Below are 16,516 nucleotides of genomic sequence, written 5' to 3'. Positions count from 1 at the left end.
GAACGGATCCATCCCCTTGCGGACCGCGACCAGCGCTCCCGTCAATGCGAAGACGGCAACGCCGGCAACCTCCAGCACGGTTCAGTGGCCTGTATTGGTGTCGCCGCCGGCCTCGGCCGAAGGCGCCTTCGGAGCGCCGGCGGAGACGCCCACCAAGGCCGGCCGCAACACGCGCTCGCCGATCTTGTAGCCGGTCTGCACGACCTTCGAGACAAGGCCCTTGGCGATGCCGGCGTCGGGCGCCTCGAACATTGCCTGGTGCAGATGTGGGTCGAACTTCTCGCCATGGGGGTCGATGCGGCGCACGCCATGGCGTTCCAGGGTCTTCAGCAGTTCGCGTTCGGTGAGCTCGACACCTTCGACCAACGCCTTCAGGGCCGCTTCGCCCTCGGTGCGAGCGGTCTCCGGCAGGCTCTCAAGCGCGCGGCGCAGATTGTCGGCCGAACCGAGCAGGTCTCGCGCAAAGCTCGTCACCGCATAGGCCTTGGCGTCGGCAATCTCTCGCTCGGTGCGCCGACGCAGGTTCTCCATGTCGGCCAGGGTGCGCAGCAGCTTGTCCTTGAGGTCGTTGCGCTCGGCTTCGACCTGCCCGAGCTGGGCTTCGAGCCCGGACTCGAGCGGGGCCGGCTCGTTTGCCTCTTGGGCGGCCATCTGGGCGGCCATGTCCGGCTTCGGTTCGTCGGTCGCAGGGTTCCGCGTCATCGCCTCATCCAATTCAAATCATGGGGCTGGTCGTCACTCGGGAGCGCGACAGCGTTCGAGGCCGATATCGGCCTTGTGGTCCGCGAAATCAAGCACGGGCGGGCACGCGCGTCTTTCCGCCCTGCGCCTTCTCGTGGTCAAAAGCGAAAACCTCCAGCAGTGCCTTGCGGATGCTGAGCTGCCGCGCCGTGCCGGTGATCTTGGCGTTGGTCAGGTCGGTCACGTAGAAAACGTCGACGGCCTTCTCGCCGAACGTGGCGATATGGGCCGAGGCAATATTGAGGTTGAGCTTTCCGATCGCGGTGGTGAGATCGTAGAGCAGGCCCGGGCGGTCGAGGCCGGAAACCTCCAGGACAGTGTGCCGGGTCGAGAGCACGTTGTCGATGATCACCTCCGGCGCGACCTGGAAAGTGGCGCCACGCGGCGGCGGCGCGCGGCGCTGCGCCACCAGATCGGCGATCTTGATCTCGCCCTTCAGCGCCCGTTCGATCGCGGCGGCGATGCGGCCGGCCCGGCGTAGCTCGTCGTCATCGCGCTCGAACGCGCGCGAGATGAAGATGGTATCGAGCACGAGGCCGTCGGTAGTCGTGAAGATCTGGGCGTCGACGATGTTGCCGCCGGCCGCGGCGCAGGCGCCGGTGACGATGGCGAGCAGGCGCGGATGGTCGGGCGCCAGAATGGTCAGCTCCGTGATGCCGCGGAACTGGTCTGTCTCGACCAGGGTTGCCGTGGTGCGCCCTTCAGCCTCGGCCCCGCGCAGGAAGCGCGCCTGCTTCTCCTGACGCGGCAGGTCGACCTTGATCCAGTAGGGCGGGTAATGGCGCGCGAGATAGGCCTCGCGTTCCTCCTCGTCCCAGTCGGCCAGCGCCGCCCTCAGCGCATCCTGTTTCTGTTCGACGCGCGCGCGGCGCTCGATGCCGGAATGACCGCCGGCCAGCACGATTTCGGTCTCATAGTAGAGCGTGCGCAGGAGTTGGCCCTTCCAGCCGTTCCAGACGCCGGGCCCGACCGCCTTGATATCGGCAACCGTCAGGATGAGGAGGAGCTTCAGCCTTTCGAGGGTCTGCACGGTGGCCGCGAAGCTCTCGATCGTCTTGGGGTCGCCGAGGTCGCGGCTCTGGGCGACGGTCGACATGTCGAGATGGTGCTGGACCAGCCAGGCGACCGTCTCGGTCTGCGCCTCGCTGAGCCCGAAGCGTGGGCAAAGCTTGCGCGCGATCCGGCTGCCGGCTTCCGAATGATCTTCCGGCTTGCCCTTGGCGATATCGTGCAGAAACAGCGCGACATAGAGCGCCCGGCGGTTGGTGATGGTCGGGAAGATCGAGTTCGAGAGCGGATGCTCCGCCTCGAGCGCACCGGCCTCGATTTCGGAGAGAACGCCGATCGACCGGATCAGATGCTCGTCGACGGTGTAGTGGTGATACATGTTGAACTGCATCATCGCGACGACGCGCCCGAATTCGGGCACGAAGCGGCCGAGCAGCCCCGACTCGTTCATGCGGCGCAGCACCGCCTCCGGCGCGCGCCGCGACGTCAGGATATCGAGAAAGATCCGGTTCGCTTCGCGGTCGTTGCGCAAATGCGGCGTGACCAGTTTGAGGGATTGCGTCACCAGGCGGCTTGCATCGGGATGAATGGCGACGTCGTTTCGGCTGGCGATCTCATAGAGCCTGAGCAGGTTGATCGGGTCGCGCTTGAAGGCGTCGCCGTCGACGACGTTGAGCCGCTGGCTCTTCAGCGTGAAGTCGGGATGGCCGAGCGCACGCACCTGCCGCCGCTTGGTGAAGGTGCCGAGCAGGCTAGACAGGCTCGCCCRCGGCTTCTGCTGGCGCGCCTCGAGGGCGGCGCAGACGATCGCGGTCAGGTCGCCGACATCCTTCGCCACCAGGAAATAGGCCTTCATGAAGCGCTCGACCGGGGCCTGGCCGCTGCGGCCGGCATAGCCGATCGCCGTCGCTACCTGCCGCTGCAGGTCGAAGGAAAGGCGCTCCTCTGCCCGGCCTGTGATGAAATGCATCCAGCAGCGCACCCGCCAGAGGAACTCCTCCGAGCGCTGGAACATCAGCAGTTCCTTGCGGTCGAACAGCCCGGCGGTGACCAGTTCATCGGCGTCATGGACGCGGTAGGCGTATTTGGCGATCCAGAACAATGTGTTGAGGTCGCGCAGGCCGCCCTTGCCGTCCTTGACGTTGGGCTCGACGAGATAGCGCGATGATCCCGCGCGGCGCACGCGTGCTTCGCGTTCGGCAAGCTTGGCTTCGGTGAAGGCGGGCGCCGAGCCTTCGACCACCTCGGCGTCGAAGCGGTGCACCATCTCGTCGAAGAGCGCCCGGTCGCCGGTGAGGAAGCGGGCCTCGAGCAAGGCGGTGCGGATCGTCATGTCGGCGCGCGCTTCGCGGATGCAGTCGTCGACCGAGCGCACGGAATGGCCGACCTTCAGCTTCAGGTCCCAGAGGGGATAGAGCATCGCTTCGACCACGCTCTCGCCCCAGGCCGTCTGCTTGTGCGGGAACAGGAAGAGCAGGTCGACATCCGATCCTGGCGCCAGTGTACCGCGGCCATAGCCGCCGACGGCGACGACCGCGATCCGCTCGGAGGAGGACGGGTTTACGGCGGGGTAGAAGTGCTCGCTCGCCGCCACATGCAGGCAGCCGACGATGCCGTCCATCATCGCCGACAGGCGCTGGGCACAGGCGAGGCCATTGCGCTCCTCGCTCAGGATTTCCTTGGCGGAGGCGTGACCTTCCTCGAGTGTATGGCGCAGGCAGGCGACCAGTTCCTGCCGCAGATCGGCGGCCGATGCCTTGCGCATCTTGCCCGCCAGCCGGGCAACGGCGGCGGCAGGGTTCGCCAGCACCTCCGCGAGGGCAAAGTAAGGGGTATCGGCGCTGATCGACACGGACGGCATGACCTTCGGATATCGCGCAGGACGGCTTCGAACCAAGCCGCTCGTAACATGGTGACGGGATTCCCAGAAACCAGAAATTACACGCAACAGAACGTGTATTATATCATTTAACAGTCTATCTGAGTTTGTTTGACAAACAGAACGATCGGACCTAGAAAGAGGACACGCGCCGATTTGAGCCACCAGCTTGCGGGCGCGAAACAAGTGCAGCTAAAGCGTGGGGTAGGATAGGCTCGACCTCTCCCGATCCCTTCGCGTCACCGAAATGGGGATCGACAATGAACGTCATCAAGGCAGTCAGCCGCCGTCTTGTACTCGCCGGGCTTGCCATGGCCGGTGCAGGTCTGGGCGCTCTCAGCGCCAATGCCCAGGCGCCGAAGGAAATCCGCATCGATTACGCCACCTACAACCCCGTCAGCCTGGTGCTGAAGGAGCGTGGCACGCTGGAGAAGGCACTCGCTTCCGAGGGCATCACGGTGCGCTGGGTGCAATCCGCCGGATCGAACAAGGCGCTCGAATTCCTCAATGCCGGCTCGATCGATTTCGGTTCGACGGCCGGCGCTGCCGCCTTGATCGGCAAGATCAATGGCAACCCGATCAAGTCGATCTATGTCTATTCGCGGCCTGAATGGACGGCGCTGGTTACCGGGGCCAAGAGCGAGATCACGAGGGTTGCCGATCTCAAGGGCAAGCGCGTCGCCGTCACCCGCGGCACCGATCCGCATATCTTCCTGGTACGGGCACTCGCTGAGGCCAAGCTGACCGAGAAGGACGTCAAGCTCGTGCTGCTTCAGCATGCCGATGGCCGCCTCGCGCTTGAGCGCGGCGATGTCGACGCCTGGGCCGGGCTCGACCCCCTGATGGCTGCAGCCGAGGTCGAGAGCGGTGCAAAGCTGTTCCACCGGAAGGCCGAGGACAACACCTGGGGCATCCTGAATGTCCGCGAGGCCTTCGCCAACGAGCATCCGGCGCTGGTCCGCAAGGTGCTGGCCGCCTACGAGGAGGCCCGTGCCTATGCGTTGGCCAACCCGGCCGAGCTGAAGAAGGTGCTCGTCGACTATACCAAGCTCTCCGACGCGGTCATCGAGCGCCAGCTTACCCGCACCGAACTGACCCATTCCGCGATCGGGCAGGCCCAGGCCGACACCATCCTTGCTGCTGGTCTCGCACTCAAGGAGGCGGGCGTCCTGCCGGCGACGACCGACGTCAAGGCGGTGGTCGACAGCCTGCTCGACCGTCGCTTCGCTGCCGCCAATAACTGAGCCCGGACGAGCAGACACAAGCCGGAACGATGAGCACGCTGGGACTCGATACGGTTGCCGAGGGTAGGGGGCGTCCGGATGTCTTCCGGAAACCCCGCGGCCTCGGTTTGGCCGGCCTGCTGCTGCCGCTTCTTCTGGCTGCTCTCTGGGAGTTCCTGGTCGGTGCCGGCTTGGCCAATGGTCGTCTGATGCCGCCGCCGAGCGTGGTCGGCAAGACGCTCTGGCAACTCGCCGTCTCGGGCGAACTCCTGACCCATGCGTCGGCCACGCTCTGGCGTGTTGCCGCCGGCTTCGGGCTGGGAGCGGCTGTCGGCACGCTGCTCGGCGCGCTGACGGGGGCCCTGCCTCTGGCGCGCAGCGTGCTCGATCCGACCTTGCAGGCTCTGCGAGCGATTCCCTCGATTGCCTGGGTGCCGCTCTTCATCCTCTGGTTCGGCATCTTCGAAGCGTCGAAAATCGCGCTGATTGCCGTTGGCGTGTTCTTCCCCGTCTATCTCGGCGTGGCGGCGGCGATCCTCTCGATCGATCGCAAGATCATCGAGGTTGGGCGCGTCTTCCGGCTCGGCCGCTTCGCCATGGTGCGGCGGGTGCTGCTGCCGGCGATCCTGCCCGCCTGGTTCACCGCGCTGCGCTCGGGCCTCGGCCTTGGTTTCATGTTCGTGGTTGCGGCCGAGATCATGGGAGCGAGCGAGGGCCTTGGTTATCTGCTTGTGGACGGCCAGCAGCTTGGCCGTCCCGACACCATCATCGCGGCCATCATCGCCTTCGCCGTGCTCGGCAAACTGGCGGATGGCCTGCTTCTCGCCATCACGCGGCCTTTCCTCGCCTGGCAGGATCTGGGTCGCGACAAGCTCTGAAAGGCATCCTCGATGCTGAGCTTCGACAGCCTCTCCAAAACCTATGCCGACGGCACACAGGCACTGTCTGCTGTCACCACCACCGTGGCCGCCGGCGAGATCCTCGCGCTTGTCGGCGGCTCCGGTTGCGGCAAGACCACCTTACTGCGGCTCGTCGCCGGGCTGGACCAACCAAGCGCCGGCCGCGTCAGCCTCGACGGCGAGGCGATCCTGGCGCCACGCGCCGATGTCGGCGTGATCTTTCAGGAGCCGCGCCTCTTCCCCTGGCTCAGTGTCTCCGAGAATGTCTCCTTCGGCCTGTCGCATCTGACGCCCTTCGCACGCGAGGGACTGGTCGCGAATGCGCTCGTGCGTGTCGGGCTCGCCGGCTACGAGAAGCGCTGGCCGCGCGAACTGTCCGGCGGGCAGCAGCAGCGCGTCGCCATCGCGCGCGCCCTGGTGACACGGCCAAAGCTGCTTTTGATGGACGAGCCCTTCTCGGCGCTCRACGCCACGACGCGGGCAAGCCTGCACGGCCATCTGCTGGCGCTCTGGGAGGAGAGCCGGCCGACCGTCGTCATGGTCACCCATGATGTCGAGGAGGCGGTGACATTGGCAGATCGCATCATCGTCATGCAGCCGAACCCCGGCCGCATCTTCGATGAATTCGACAATCCTCTCGCCCGTCCGCGCGACAGGCTCTCTCCAGCCTTCGAGGCGAGCAAGCGCGAGGTCCTGCGCACTCTCGATCGCTCCCTCGCGAACGGAGAGCCGCATCAGCACAAGGCCGCCGAGACCGCAGGCATGTGGTGGTGAGGCGCGAGACGCCCATGCCGGGTTGGGGCTGGCCCCGCGTCGGCGACAGGCTTATCACGGCGGCACATCGCCGCTCGTCTGAAGAAGGTTGAGAACCATGGACGTCACCGCGCTTCGCGCCCTCCAGGCTCCGCTCAAGGACAAATACCGCGAGGCGCCCGACGCCGCGGTGATCACGCTGAAGGCCCGTGGCGAACTCGACGACCAGCATATCGCCTGCAAGGTCGAGACCGGCCGCGCGATCGCCCTGGCCGGGCTGCACCCGGCGACCGGCGGAACCGGTGCCGAGCTCTGCTCCGGCGACATGCTGCTTGAGGCGCTGGTCGCCTGCGCCGGCGTCACGCTGAAGGCGGTCGCGACCGCCCTTGAAATCGAACTGAAGAAGGGAACTGTCAGGGCCGAGGGCGATCTCGATTTCCGCGGCACGCTCGGCGTCGTCAAGGATGCGCCCGTCGGCTTCAAGGCGATCCGCCTGTCCTTCGATGTCGAGAGCGACGCCCCACAGGACAAGCTCGACACTCTGCTCAAGCTGACCGAGCGCTACTGCGTCGTCTTCCAGACGCTGAACGTCAAGCCGGAGCTTTCGGCCGTGCTCAACCGCGGCTGATCACTCGGCGGCCTTCAGCTCGAGCCCCTTGGCGAAGGGTAGCGACGGCTCGCTCTTCGCCGGCTCATCGAATTCGAGCGCGCCGATCTTGTCGCCGCGGCTGGTGATCTTGCCGGCCGAGGTGCGGATGCCGGCGACATCCTCCTGCGCCTGGCGAAAATGCTGGTCGAGCTTCTCGGCCCGCTCGCCGAGCCGGCGGACATCGGTCAGGAGCCTGCCAACCTCGGTCTGGATGACGCGAGCCTCCTCGCGCATGCGGGCATCGCGAATGAGCGACTGCATCAGCTGGATCGCCAGGGCGAGCAGGGACGGCGACACGACCATGACGCGGGAGCGATGGGCCTTCTGGATCACGTCGTCGAAATGCTCGTGCAGGTCGGCATAGATCGATTCGGACGGCACGAAGAGCAGGGCCATGTCCTGCGTTTCGCCGGGCACGAAATAGCGCTCGGCGATATCCTTGACGTGCTGGCCGACATCGCCGCGCACGCGCACGCCCGCTGCCTTCTTTGCCTCCTCGCCACGCGCTTCGCGCAGCATGGTGAAGCTCTCCAGCGGGAATTTGGCGTCGATGACGAGGCCGCGCCCGTCTCCTGGCAGGGTGACGAGGCAGTCCGGCCGGTTGCGGTTCGAGAGCGTCGGCTGGAACGAGAAGAAGGCGGCGGGCAGCCCGTCGCGGATGATCGCCTCCATCCGGCCCTGGCCATAGGCGCCACGTGCCTGCTTGTTGGAGAGCACGTCCTTGAGGGTCACCACTTCGCTGGTCAGGTCGGTCAGGTTCTTCTGGGCAGCGTCGATGACCGCAAGCCGTTCCTGCAGCTTGCCGAGGCTCTCCGTGGTCTGCTTGACGTTCTGCTCGAGCCCGGAGCCGACCTGCTGGCGCAGGCCGTCCATCCGCTCGGCGACGAGGCGGGCAAGGTCGGCCTGCCGCGTCGAGAGAATCTCGGCCATCGTCTGCATCCGGCCCGTCATCTCGGCTTGCATGCGGTTCATCTCGGCGACCTTGTCGTCCATCTCGCGGGCGCGTTCGGCAGCGATGACGGCCTCGATCGCTCGCCCGCGCGAACTGCGCCAGAGCGACAACGCGACGAGCACAAGCAGAAACAGGCTGCTACCGGCGAAGGCAAGGGCGGCCTCGCTCCAGGTGACCGGCCGCTCGAGCAGCGTGAAGGCAATTCCGTTCATGACGGCAGATTAGCCGATTCGCGTGCGCATGCCGAACGAAAGCGGAACGGTTTGACCACCCGCCAACAAGTGCTTATGTCCGCGGCGTCAGCAAGAAAAACCGGTTCGAGCGCCCTATGGCTATTCGCCCTCTCGTCATCCTGCCCGATTCAGTCCTGCGCCAGGTCTCGAAACCTGTCGAGGCCGTCACGCCCGAGATCAAGGCGCTCGCCGCCGACATGCTCGAGACCATGTATGACGCACCCGGCATCGGCCTGGCAGCGATCCAGATCGGCGTGCCGCTGCGCCTGCTGACGATCGACCTCGCCAAGCCGGAGGAGGAGAAGGCGCCGATGACCTTCATCAATCCGGAAATCACCTGGTCTTCCAAGGAGCTGAACATCCATGAGGAAGGCTGCCTTTCGATCCCCGAATATTACGAGGAGGTCGAGCGTCCGGCGCGGGTGAAGGTTCGCTATCTCGATCTCGACGGCAAGGTGCAGGACATCGAGGCGGACGGCCTGCTCGCCACCTGCCTTCAGCACGAGATCGACCATCTCAATGGCGTGCTCTTCATCGATCACCTGTCGCGGCTGAAGCGCGAGCGTGTCACCAAGCGTTTCGCCAAGGCGGCGCGTCGCGACAGCGCGGCCTGAATGATCCGTATCGATCAGAAAGCGGCGCTGTTCGCATGAGTTTGCGCGTCATCTTCATGGGCACACCGGATTTCGCCGTGCCGACCCTGACCGAGATCATCGGCCAGGGCCACGAGGTTGTGAGTTGCTACACCCGCGCCCCGGCGCAGGCCGGTCGTGGTCTCGATCTGAAGCCGTCCCCGGTGCATCGCGCCGCCGAGCGCTTCGGCATTCCGGTGTTCACGCCGAAGACGTTGAAGACCGACGAAGCTGCCGAGGTGATCGCCTCGCATCAGGCCGACGTCGCGGTCGTCGTCGCCTATGGCATGATCCTGCCGCAGGCGATCCTTGATCTGCCGGAACTGGGCTGCCTCAACCTGCACGCGTCGCTTCTCCCGCGCTGGCGCGGCGCTGCCCCGATCCAGCGGGCCATCATGGCGGGCGATGCCGAGAGTGGCATCTGCGTCATGAAGATGGAGGCGGGGCTGGATACCGGCCCGGTCGGCATGGTCGAGAAGCTTGCGATCGGCCCCGATATGACGGCCGGCGAACTGCATGATCGGCTGGCTTCGCTTGGCGCCGACCTGATGGTGCGCGCCCTGGCTGCGCTCGGGCGTGGCGGGCTGCAGTTCACTCCACAACCCGTCGAGGGGGTGACCTACGCTGCCAAGATCGCCAATGCCGRGGCGAAGCTGGACTGGGCGCGTCCAGCGCAGCAGGTCCATGACCTCGTGCGCGGGCTCTCGCCCTTTCCAGGCGCCTTTGCCGAGGTCGATCTCGGAAAGGGGCCGGAGAGGCTCAAGATCCTGCGTACGGCGCTGGCTGGCGGCGCTGCCGAGCCGGGCACGCTGCTGGACGGTGAGGGCACGATCGCCTGCGCCGAGGGCGCAGTGAGGTTGCTTCAGGTTCAGCGCGCCGGCCGTGCGCCCATGAGCGGGAGCGAATTCCTGCGCGGCGCGCGGCTCGATCCCGGCCATCGGATCTAGGGCGCCCGCATGATGTCGCCCAAAGTTCGGTTCCCAGTTTTCGGCATCATATTCTGATGCCCCGCTACAAGCTCGTCATCGAGTATGATGGAACGCCGTTCTCCGGCTGGCAGCGTCAGCTCAACGGTCCGTCGGTTMAACAGAGCATCGAGGAAGCGGTCGAGGCCTTTTGTGGTCATGCCGTCCGCCTGCACTGCGCCGGGCGCACCGATGCCGGCGTCCATGCGACGCATCAGGTCGCCCATGTCGTTCTGGACAAGGAGTGGCGCACCGATGTCGTGCGTGACGCGAGCAATGCCCGCCTGAAGCATCTGCCGGTCGCGGTTCTGAGCGCCGAGGCTGTGTCCGACGAATTCGATGCGCGCATCTCGGCTAGGCGCCGCTATTACATCTACCGCATGCTCGACCGACGCGCACCGCCGGCGCTCGATCGGGACCGACTCTGGCATGTCCCCTTCAGACTTGATCATGAAGCCATGGACCGCGCTGCCAAGGCGCTCGTCGGTCACCACGATTTCACGACATTTCGGGCCGCCGAATGTCAGGCGAACGGGCCTGTTCGGACGCTCGACCGGCTCGATGTGACGCGGGAGGGTTCGGAGATCGTGATTTACGCCCATGCCCGCTCCTTCCTGCATCATCAGGTCCGCTCGATGGTCGGCTGTCTGAAGATGGTGGGAGCGGGGCGCTGGCCTGAAAACAAGGTCGGCAAGGTGCTGGCCGCGCGCGACCGCTCGCAATGCGCGGCGCTTGCTCCATCCTGCGGGCTCTATCTCGCCGGCGTCGATTACTGAGCCGGGCTCAGATGCCCGCCAGGCCGAAGACGCGGATGATCGAATAGTCGGCCATCACGCTCGCCAGCAGGATTGCGGGCGCGACATGGCCTTGCGCGCCGAAGGCGGCACGCGCCACGCAATAGCGAAGGCGCAGCACGATGACCGCGAAGGCGATCGCCTGCATCGTCGCGATGGCGGGGTTCGACCAGCCGATTGCAAAGACAGTGGCGGGTACCGCCATCAGGCTGGCCGAGACGATGCCGGCCCAGTTCCAGGCGATGACGAAACTGGTCAGCCGCGGCGAATGGGCGAGGTTCGGGGCGAGGCCTATCAGCAGCGCCGGTACTGCGATGATCGCCAGGCACTGGGCGCCCAGCACGCGGGCAATGAGGGCGGGGGAATCGAACATGTTCCCGGCGTTGGACAGCCCGGCAATCTGCCGTTCGGCCGCCAGGATCGCGACCAGCGCTGGCACGGTGAGCACGAGCGCGGCAAAGGAGCGCCAGAACCCGTCGCGGCTGAGATCGAGTTCCTTCAGCGCCTCGGCGCCGTCGGTCATCAGGCGCCATGAACCGCGTAGCGAGCGCAGCACGTCATCGGCAGCAAGAGCCATGGCCGGGTACTCCGGATACGTGGCATTAGACTTTCGTCTAATGCAGTAAACGGCGTATCCGGTTTGGGGTCAAGCGCCTTGTTGCGTTGCAGCAAAGTAGCTTTCGAGCAGGCGGTGCGTGATCCGTTCCAGGCAGAGCAGGTCGGAGACCGCGACCCGTTCGTCGATCTGATGCATGGTCTGGCCGACCACGCCGAACTCGACGACCGGGCAATAGCTCTTGATGAAGCGGGCATCGGAGGTGCCGCCCGTCGTCGAGAGTGCCGGGCGCGTGCCGGTCTCGGCTTCGACCGCATCGGCGACCAGCGCGACGAACGGCCCCGGCTCGGTCAGGAAAGCGACCGCATTCGTCGGCTGAACTTCGAGCTCGTAGCGCACCTGGTTGCCGGCAGCGTCCCGCAGCCGCCGGTCGAGCTCGGCGGCGAGGCTCTCTGGCGTCCAGATATCGTTGAATCGGATGTTGAAGACAGCCTTTGCCTGGGCTGGAACGACATTCGTCGCGGGATTGCCGACATCCAGAGTGGTCACCTCGAGATTGCTCGGATCGAAATAGGCCGTTCCGGTATCGAGTGGCGTCGCATCGAGCGCTGCCAGCAGGCGCACCATGCCGCGGATCGGATTGTCTGCGAGGTGCGGATAGCCGACATGGCCCTGCTTGCCGTGAACGACCAGCCGGCCGGTCAGCGAGCCGCGGCGGCCGATCTTGATCATGTCGCTCATCGTCGCCGGGTTGGTCGGCTCGCCGAGCAGGCAATGGTCGAAGCGTTCGCCGCGTGCCTTCGCCCAATCCAGCAGCTTGACGGTGCCGTTGACGGCAACCGATTCCTCGTCCCCCGTGACGAGAAAGGCGATCGAGCCCGGCGCATCCGGATAATCGCGGCGGAAGCGCAGCGCAGCCGAGATCATCGAGGCGAGCCCGCCCTTCATGTCGCAGGCACCGCGTCCATGCAGGACACCGTCTTCGACCTGGCCGGAGAACGGGTCGCGCGACCATTGCGCGAGGTCGCCCGGGGGAACGACATCGGTATGGCCGGCTATGACCAGAACGGGCCCCTCGGTGCCGATCCGGGCATAGAGGTTTTCGACATCCGGCGTGTCGGGCTCGCTGAATACCGGCCGATCGACCGAGTACCCAGCCGCGCTCAGAACGGTGTCGAGCAGAGCAAGTGCTCCCCCCTCAACTGGTGTCACGGAGGGGCATCGCACGAGCGCCTGCGTCAGGGCGACGGGATCGAGCGGGTCGAAGGGAAGTGGAGGAGGGAGCGGCTTCATTCCGCCGGTTTAGCACCCGCTTCTGTCTCTGCAACGGACTCGGGCGCAATGCAGCCCGGCAGCAAACCGAGATCGATCAGCGCAACGAGCCAGAGCAGCAGGGAGAAGGTGCCGAGTGTTTTGGCCGCTGCTGCTTCGAGATGGCCGGGGCCAAGTCCGGACAGTACGATCGCGATGACCAGCGTCGGCCCGTAATACCACGGCCGTCCGCGGTCCCGGCCGCGTTTGGCGGCAAGCGCCGACCAGGGAAACAGGGCGAAAGCCCCGGCAAAGGCCGTGATCTGGGGGCCATGCTCCGCGCCAAGGCGAGCGCTGCCGATGTCGGCGAGGACGAGCGCGAGAGCAACCAGGGCCGTGCCCGACCAGAAGGCGGGGCGTCCGATGCGGCCCTCGAAGCCGGTCAGGAGGGTGAGAAGCGGCAAGGCGATGATTCCGTTTCGGAGACTGTCTCACGCCGGCCCTCAGCCCTGAAGCTCAGGGTGAAGAATGCGTTAACGCGATGGCCCCGCGGCGATCCCGGCGCGCAGAAAAGGCTTGAACGTGGGCTCGGCGCCCGCTAGCTGCGGCAGGGGCCTTGTCCCGCGTGTTTTGGCCCAGTGAGGTTCTTGTCATGACCATCCGTCTGCATCGCGGTGATCTGCCGGATGATTTCCTGCCGGGCTCCGTCGTTGCGATCGACACCGAGACGCTTGGTCTCAACCCGCATCGCGACCGGCTCTGCGTGGTCCAGCTCTCGCGCGGCGATGGCTCTGCCGATGTGGTCCAGATCCTTCGGGACGGTCCTGCGCCTGCGAACCTGATCCGACTGCTGTCGGACCCTTCCGTGCTGAAGCTGTTCCATTTCGCGCGGTTCGACGTTGCCGTTCTGAAGAACGCCTTCGGCGTCACCACCGGCCCGGTCTACTGCACCAAGATCGCCTCGAAGCTGGTGCGGACTTATACCGACCGGCACGGCCTGAAGGACCTTGTCAGGGAACTGCTCGGCATCGACTTGTCGAAGCAGCAGCAATCCTCGGATTGGGGCGCCGATACGCTGTCGGAGGCACAATTGGCCTATGCGGCTTCGGACGTGCTGCATCTCCACGCCCTGCGCGAGAAGCTCGAGGCCATGCTGGTGCGCGAGGGGCGCTCGCATCTCGCCGAAGCCTGTTTCAATTTCCTTCCGTTCCGCGCGGAGCTCGATCTTGCCGGCTGGGCCGAGAACGACATCTTCGCTCACGCTTGACAAATTCTAAGTCTTCTTGCGTCAGTCTCCACGCGAACGAAGCGCGTAGGGGCCCGCAGGTCGTTCGCCGGCTGACACGAAAAAGCCGTTAGCGACTGCCATTGCGCGGGGCATGACTGTGGCGATGACAACGGGCGACTGGACCGCCCCCGAATCGAAACGTGCGAGTCGACGTCGCGCTGCGTTCAAGGCAGCGCAGCGGCACACCATGCTCGTCCGCTTCCTCCGCCGCGCGATTCCCGTCGGTGCGGTCGTGGCCGTGCTCGGCCTGATCGTGACGCCGTTCCTGCATCCATTGTCTGGCGTCTCCGGCGTGTCGATCGGTTCCGTCGGCATTTCGGGCGGCAAGGTCAAGATGGAGTCGCCGCGCCTCTCGGGCTATCGCAAGGACAACCGGCCCTACGAGGTGACGGCGCTCGAAGCGCTGCAGGACATTCGCAATCCGACCGAAATCGAGCTGTCGACAATGACAGCCAGGATTCAGATGCAGCAGGAGGGCTGGGTCACGGTCAACGCCCGCACCGGCCTGTTCAACTCCCAGAAGGAGAAGCTGAAACTGGTCGATGACGTGAAGGTCCGTACCGAGTCCGGCTATGATATGCGGATGCGCAGCGCCGATATCGATTTCAAGGCGGGGACCGTCGTATCGCGGGAGCCGGTCAAGGTTCTGCTCGGTTCGACCACCGTCGAGGGCGATACCCTGGACGTGAAGGACAATGGCGCGCTGATCGTCTTCGACGGCCGTGTCCGAGTCGTGATAGAGAATGCACCGGCTCGCGCCTTGGCCGGACCTGAACGCGAAGGCAGCACGCCGGCTCCGGAACTGCTAGGACCGGTCAAGGCGCCTGCCGCGCCGAACCGGGAACCGGCAGCGGTCGACGGTAGTTCTCCGGGCAATGCCCCTGCAACTGGGACGAGACAGTGATATGCGGTCCGCATTCGAAGCTGCATCAGTGAATCCTGCGATGTCGAAGGGCTGGCAGCCGGTATGGCTACTTGCGGCAGCGCTGAGTCTTTCATGCGTTGCCGAGGCGGTCGCCCAGACCCCGCAGCCACGCTCCGATGCCTCCAAGGTTGCGCAGGCGACACCGCCTGCGGCTGGAAAGGCCAAGCCCGCCCGCGGCGGCGGGGGGGCGAATTCGCCTCTTGGCGGCCTTGGTGGCGACAGCAAGGAGCCGATCAAGATCGATGCTGACAAGCTCGATGTGCTCGACAAGGAAAATCGCGCGGTCTTCACCGGCAATGTCGTGGCGGTGCAGGGCGAGACCACGGTGCGGTGCTCGGTCATGACCGTGTTCTACGAGGGGCGCGGCGCTGGGACCGTACCAGGAGCATCGCGTCCTGCAACGCCGGCGCCAGCCGCAGCGGGGGGCGCGCCGCAATCCAATGATAGCAGCATCAAGCGCATCGAATGCGATGGTCCGGTGACCGTGGTCTCGAAGACGCAGGCTGCGACCTCAGACAAGGCGGTGTTCGACCGCGCCAACAACAAGGTCATCATGACCGGGAATGTCGCCCTGAATGACGGGCCGAACATCACCCGTGGCGAGCGACTGGTCTATGACACGGAGACCGGCGTCGCCAATATCGAGAACAACAAGGGGCGCGTGCAGGGCTTCTTCGTTCCGAATTCCGGCGAGGCCGGCAAGGACGCGGGCAAGAACACTCCGCCCAAGCCCGGTGCCGCGGCCCCCGCTCGCCCGGCGAGCCCGCCGACCAACTAGCCGCTCCGGTCCGGCGCATGCCGGGCCGACTGCCTTTCACATCAGCGAGCCCTGCTCTCAGTGACAGTCCATTCCATGCCGCAATCCGACAGTTCGACCCTGCCCGCTCAGGCTACGGCACCCCGGAGCGAGCAAAGCCCCGGCATGTTCGGGCGCTTGCGCGGACTGTTCGGCGCAAAGGCGCGGGACAGCGAGGCCGAGCCGGCAACATCATCTGCCGCATCGATCGGTGGACCGGGTATTCTCGCTGTCAGCGGCCTGCGCAAGAGCTATGGCGGCCGCACGGTGGTGAGCGAGGCGAGCCTCTACGTCCGGCAGGGCGAAGCGGTGGGCCTGCTCGGTCCAAACGGCGCCGGCAAGACCACGATCTTCTACATGGTCACTGGTCTGGTGCCCGCCGATCTCGGGGTCATTTCGCTGGAAGGCAACGATATCACCGGCTTGCCGATGTATCAGCGCGCGAGGCTTGGAATTGGCTACCTGCCGCAGGAGGCCTCGATCTTTCGTGGCCTCACTGTCGAGGACAACATCCGGGCCGTCCTTGAAGTCGTGGAGCCGAACCGCAAGAGCCGTGAGCGTCAGCTCGATACGCTTCTGGAAGAGTTCACGATCTCTCGCCTGCGCAAGGCTCCTTCCATCGCGTTGTCGGGCGGCGAGCGCCGCCGTTGCGAGATCGCCCGCGCCCTGGCCGGGCGGCCGTCCTTCATTCTTCTCGACGAGCCCTTCGCCGGCATCGATCCGATCGCCGTTGGCGACATTCAAGCGCTGGTGCGCCAGCTGACCGATCGTGGCATCGGCGTACTGATCACCGACCACAATGTCCGTGAGACGCTCGGCCTCGTCGATCGCGCCTATATCATCCATTCCGGCCGCGTGCTCACCGAGGGCTCTCMGGCCGAGATCATCGCCAATCCGGACGTCCGCCGTGTCTATCTCGGCGAGGATTTCAAGCTCTGATCCAGCCGGCCGTGATGCCGCTGCCATAATCTC

At 65.6% G+C, this 16,516-nt stretch carries 18 protein-coding genes; 11 read left to right on the top strand and 7 right to left on the bottom strand.

What is annotated here, in order from left to right; translation table 11 throughout:
- The 3 genes from AC1DRP_RS03585 to AC1DRP_RS03575 form a co-directional block, all read right to left on the bottom strand.
- A partial coding sequence (locus AC1DRP_RS03585) for a TRIC cation channel family protein (protein ID WP_476767810.1) occupies positions 1-78 on the bottom strand: 78 nt, incomplete at its 3' end.
- Between the two features lie 3 nt (positions 79-81).
- Positions 82-702: a nucleotide exchange factor GrpE gene (grpE, locus tag AC1DRP_RS03580; protein ID WP_441490222.1), complete on the bottom strand. Its 621-nt coding sequence runs from the start codon at positions 700-702 to the stop codon at positions 82-84.
- 88 nt (positions 703-790) lie between these two features.
- A complete protein-coding gene (locus AC1DRP_RS03575; protein WP_476767809.1) occupies positions 791-3,610 on the bottom strand; it encodes a [protein-PII] uridylyltransferase in 2,820 nt (939 codons plus the stop codon).
- A 287-nt stretch (positions 3,611-3,897) separates the two neighbouring features.
- Here AC1DRP_RS03575 and AC1DRP_RS03570 point away from each other — a divergent pair, with 287 nt between their 5' ends.
- From AC1DRP_RS03570 to AC1DRP_RS03555, 4 genes are all read left to right on the top strand, one after another.
- Positions 3,898-4,872 carry an aliphatic sulfonate ABC transporter substrate-binding protein gene (locus tag AC1DRP_RS03570; RefSeq protein WP_441507302.1) on the top strand — a complete coding sequence of 325 codons (975 nt, stop codon included), beginning with the start codon at positions 3,898-3,900 and terminating at the stop codon, positions 4,870-4,872.
- Positions 4,873-4,901: 29 nt separating this feature from the next.
- Complete coding sequence (locus AC1DRP_RS03565; protein WP_441490220.1) at positions 4,902-5,729, top strand: ABC transporter permease; 828 nt, start codon at positions 4,902-4,904, stop codon at positions 5,727-5,729.
- A 12-nt stretch (positions 5,730-5,741) separates the two neighbouring features.
- The gene (locus tag AC1DRP_RS03560) at positions 5,742-6,524 is read left to right on the top strand and encodes an ABC transporter ATP-binding protein (RefSeq protein WP_476767807.1); all 783 of its coding nucleotides are present in this window, start codon (positions 5,742-5,744) and stop codon (positions 6,522-6,524) included.
- A 97-nt stretch (positions 6,525-6,621) separates the two neighbouring features.
- Positions 6,622-7,131 (top strand): OsmC family protein, encoded by a 510-nt coding sequence (locus tag AC1DRP_RS03555; RefSeq protein WP_069877739.1) that lies wholly within the window; start codon positions 6,622-6,624, stop codon positions 7,129-7,131.
- Here AC1DRP_RS03555 and AC1DRP_RS03550 read toward each other — a convergent pair whose 3' ends face one another.
- Positions 7,132-8,316: a DNA recombination protein RmuC gene (locus tag AC1DRP_RS03550; protein ID WP_441507281.1), complete on the bottom strand. Its 1,185-nt coding sequence runs from the start codon at positions 8,314-8,316 to the stop codon at positions 7,132-7,134.
- Positions 8,317-8,432: 116 nt separating this feature from the next.
- Between AC1DRP_RS03550 and AC1DRP_RS03545 the strand changes: the two genes are divergently transcribed.
- Genes AC1DRP_RS03545 through truA form a run of 3 tightly spaced genes read left to right on the top strand, consistent with a single transcriptional unit; the run spans position 8,433 to position 10,710 of the window.
- Entirely contained in the window at positions 8,433-8,951 is a 519-nt protein-coding gene (locus AC1DRP_RS03545) for a peptide deformylase (protein WP_441490217.1), read from the top strand.
- 35 nt (positions 8,952-8,986) lie between these two features.
- Positions 8,987-9,916 (top strand): methionyl-tRNA formyltransferase, encoded by a 930-nt coding sequence (gene fmt, locus AC1DRP_RS03540; RefSeq protein ID WP_476767806.1) that lies wholly within the window; start codon positions 8,987-8,989, stop codon positions 9,914-9,916.
- A 56-nt stretch (positions 9,917-9,972) separates the two neighbouring features.
- Positions 9,973-10,710, top strand: a complete 738-nt coding sequence (gene truA / locus AC1DRP_RS03535; protein WP_476767805.1) for a tRNA pseudouridine(38-40) synthase TruA — start codon at positions 9,973-9,975, stop codon at positions 10,708-10,710.
- A 7-nt stretch (positions 10,711-10,717) separates the two neighbouring features.
- On the opposite strand, the gene AC1DRP_RS03530 is transcribed toward truA, so the two are convergent.
- The 3 genes from AC1DRP_RS03530 to AC1DRP_RS03520 all read right to left on the bottom strand — a co-directional run bounded on the left by AC1DRP_RS03530 (position 10,718) and on the right by AC1DRP_RS03520 (position 12,999).
- Positions 10,718-11,305, bottom strand: a complete 588-nt coding sequence (locus AC1DRP_RS03530) for a hypothetical protein (protein WP_441507278.1) — start codon at positions 11,303-11,305, stop codon at positions 10,718-10,720.
- 69 nt (positions 11,306-11,374) lie between these two features.
- Positions 11,375-12,577, bottom strand: coding sequence for a succinyl-diaminopimelate desuccinylase (gene dapE / locus AC1DRP_RS03525; RefSeq protein ID WP_441490213.1), 1,203 nt, complete (start codon positions 12,575-12,577; stop codon positions 11,375-11,377).
- On the bottom strand, positions 12,574-12,999 hold the full coding sequence (locus AC1DRP_RS03520) for a DUF805 domain-containing protein (RefSeq protein WP_441507277.1): 426 nt from the start codon (positions 12,997-12,999) through the stop codon (positions 12,574-12,576). The genes dapE and AC1DRP_RS03520 overlap by 4 nt, the downstream gene beginning before the upstream one ends.
- 188 nt (positions 13,000-13,187) lie before the next feature.
- On the opposite strand from AC1DRP_RS03520, the gene AC1DRP_RS03515 reads away from it, so the two are divergent.
- The 4 genes from AC1DRP_RS03515 to lptB all read left to right on the top strand — a co-directional run bounded on the left by AC1DRP_RS03515 (position 13,188) and on the right by lptB (position 16,483).
- A complete protein-coding gene (locus tag AC1DRP_RS03515) occupies positions 13,188-13,802 on the top strand; it encodes a ribonuclease D (protein ID WP_441507276.1) in 615 nt (204 codons plus the stop codon).
- A 208-nt stretch (positions 13,803-14,010) separates the two neighbouring features.
- A complete protein-coding gene (gene lptC / locus AC1DRP_RS03510) occupies positions 14,011-14,727 on the top strand; it encodes an LPS export ABC transporter periplasmic protein LptC (RefSeq protein WP_441490210.1) in 717 nt (238 codons plus the stop codon).
- Positions 14,728-14,767: 40 nt separating this feature from the next.
- Entirely contained in the window at positions 14,768-15,526 is a 759-nt protein-coding gene (locus AC1DRP_RS03505) for an LptA/OstA family protein (protein WP_441490209.1), read from the top strand.
- 144 nt (positions 15,527-15,670) lie between these two features.
- Positions 15,671-16,483, top strand: coding sequence for an LPS export ABC transporter ATP-binding protein (lptB, locus tag AC1DRP_RS03500; protein ID WP_476767804.1), 813 nt, complete (start codon positions 15,671-15,673; stop codon positions 16,481-16,483).
- The last annotated feature ends 33 nt before the right edge of the window (positions 16,484-16,516 follow it).

The organism is Allobosea sp. 01N443, assembly GCF_056399325.1.
The sequence above is the reverse complement of the archived record's forward strand: the minus strand, read 5'-3'. Positions and strand labels throughout refer to the sequence as shown.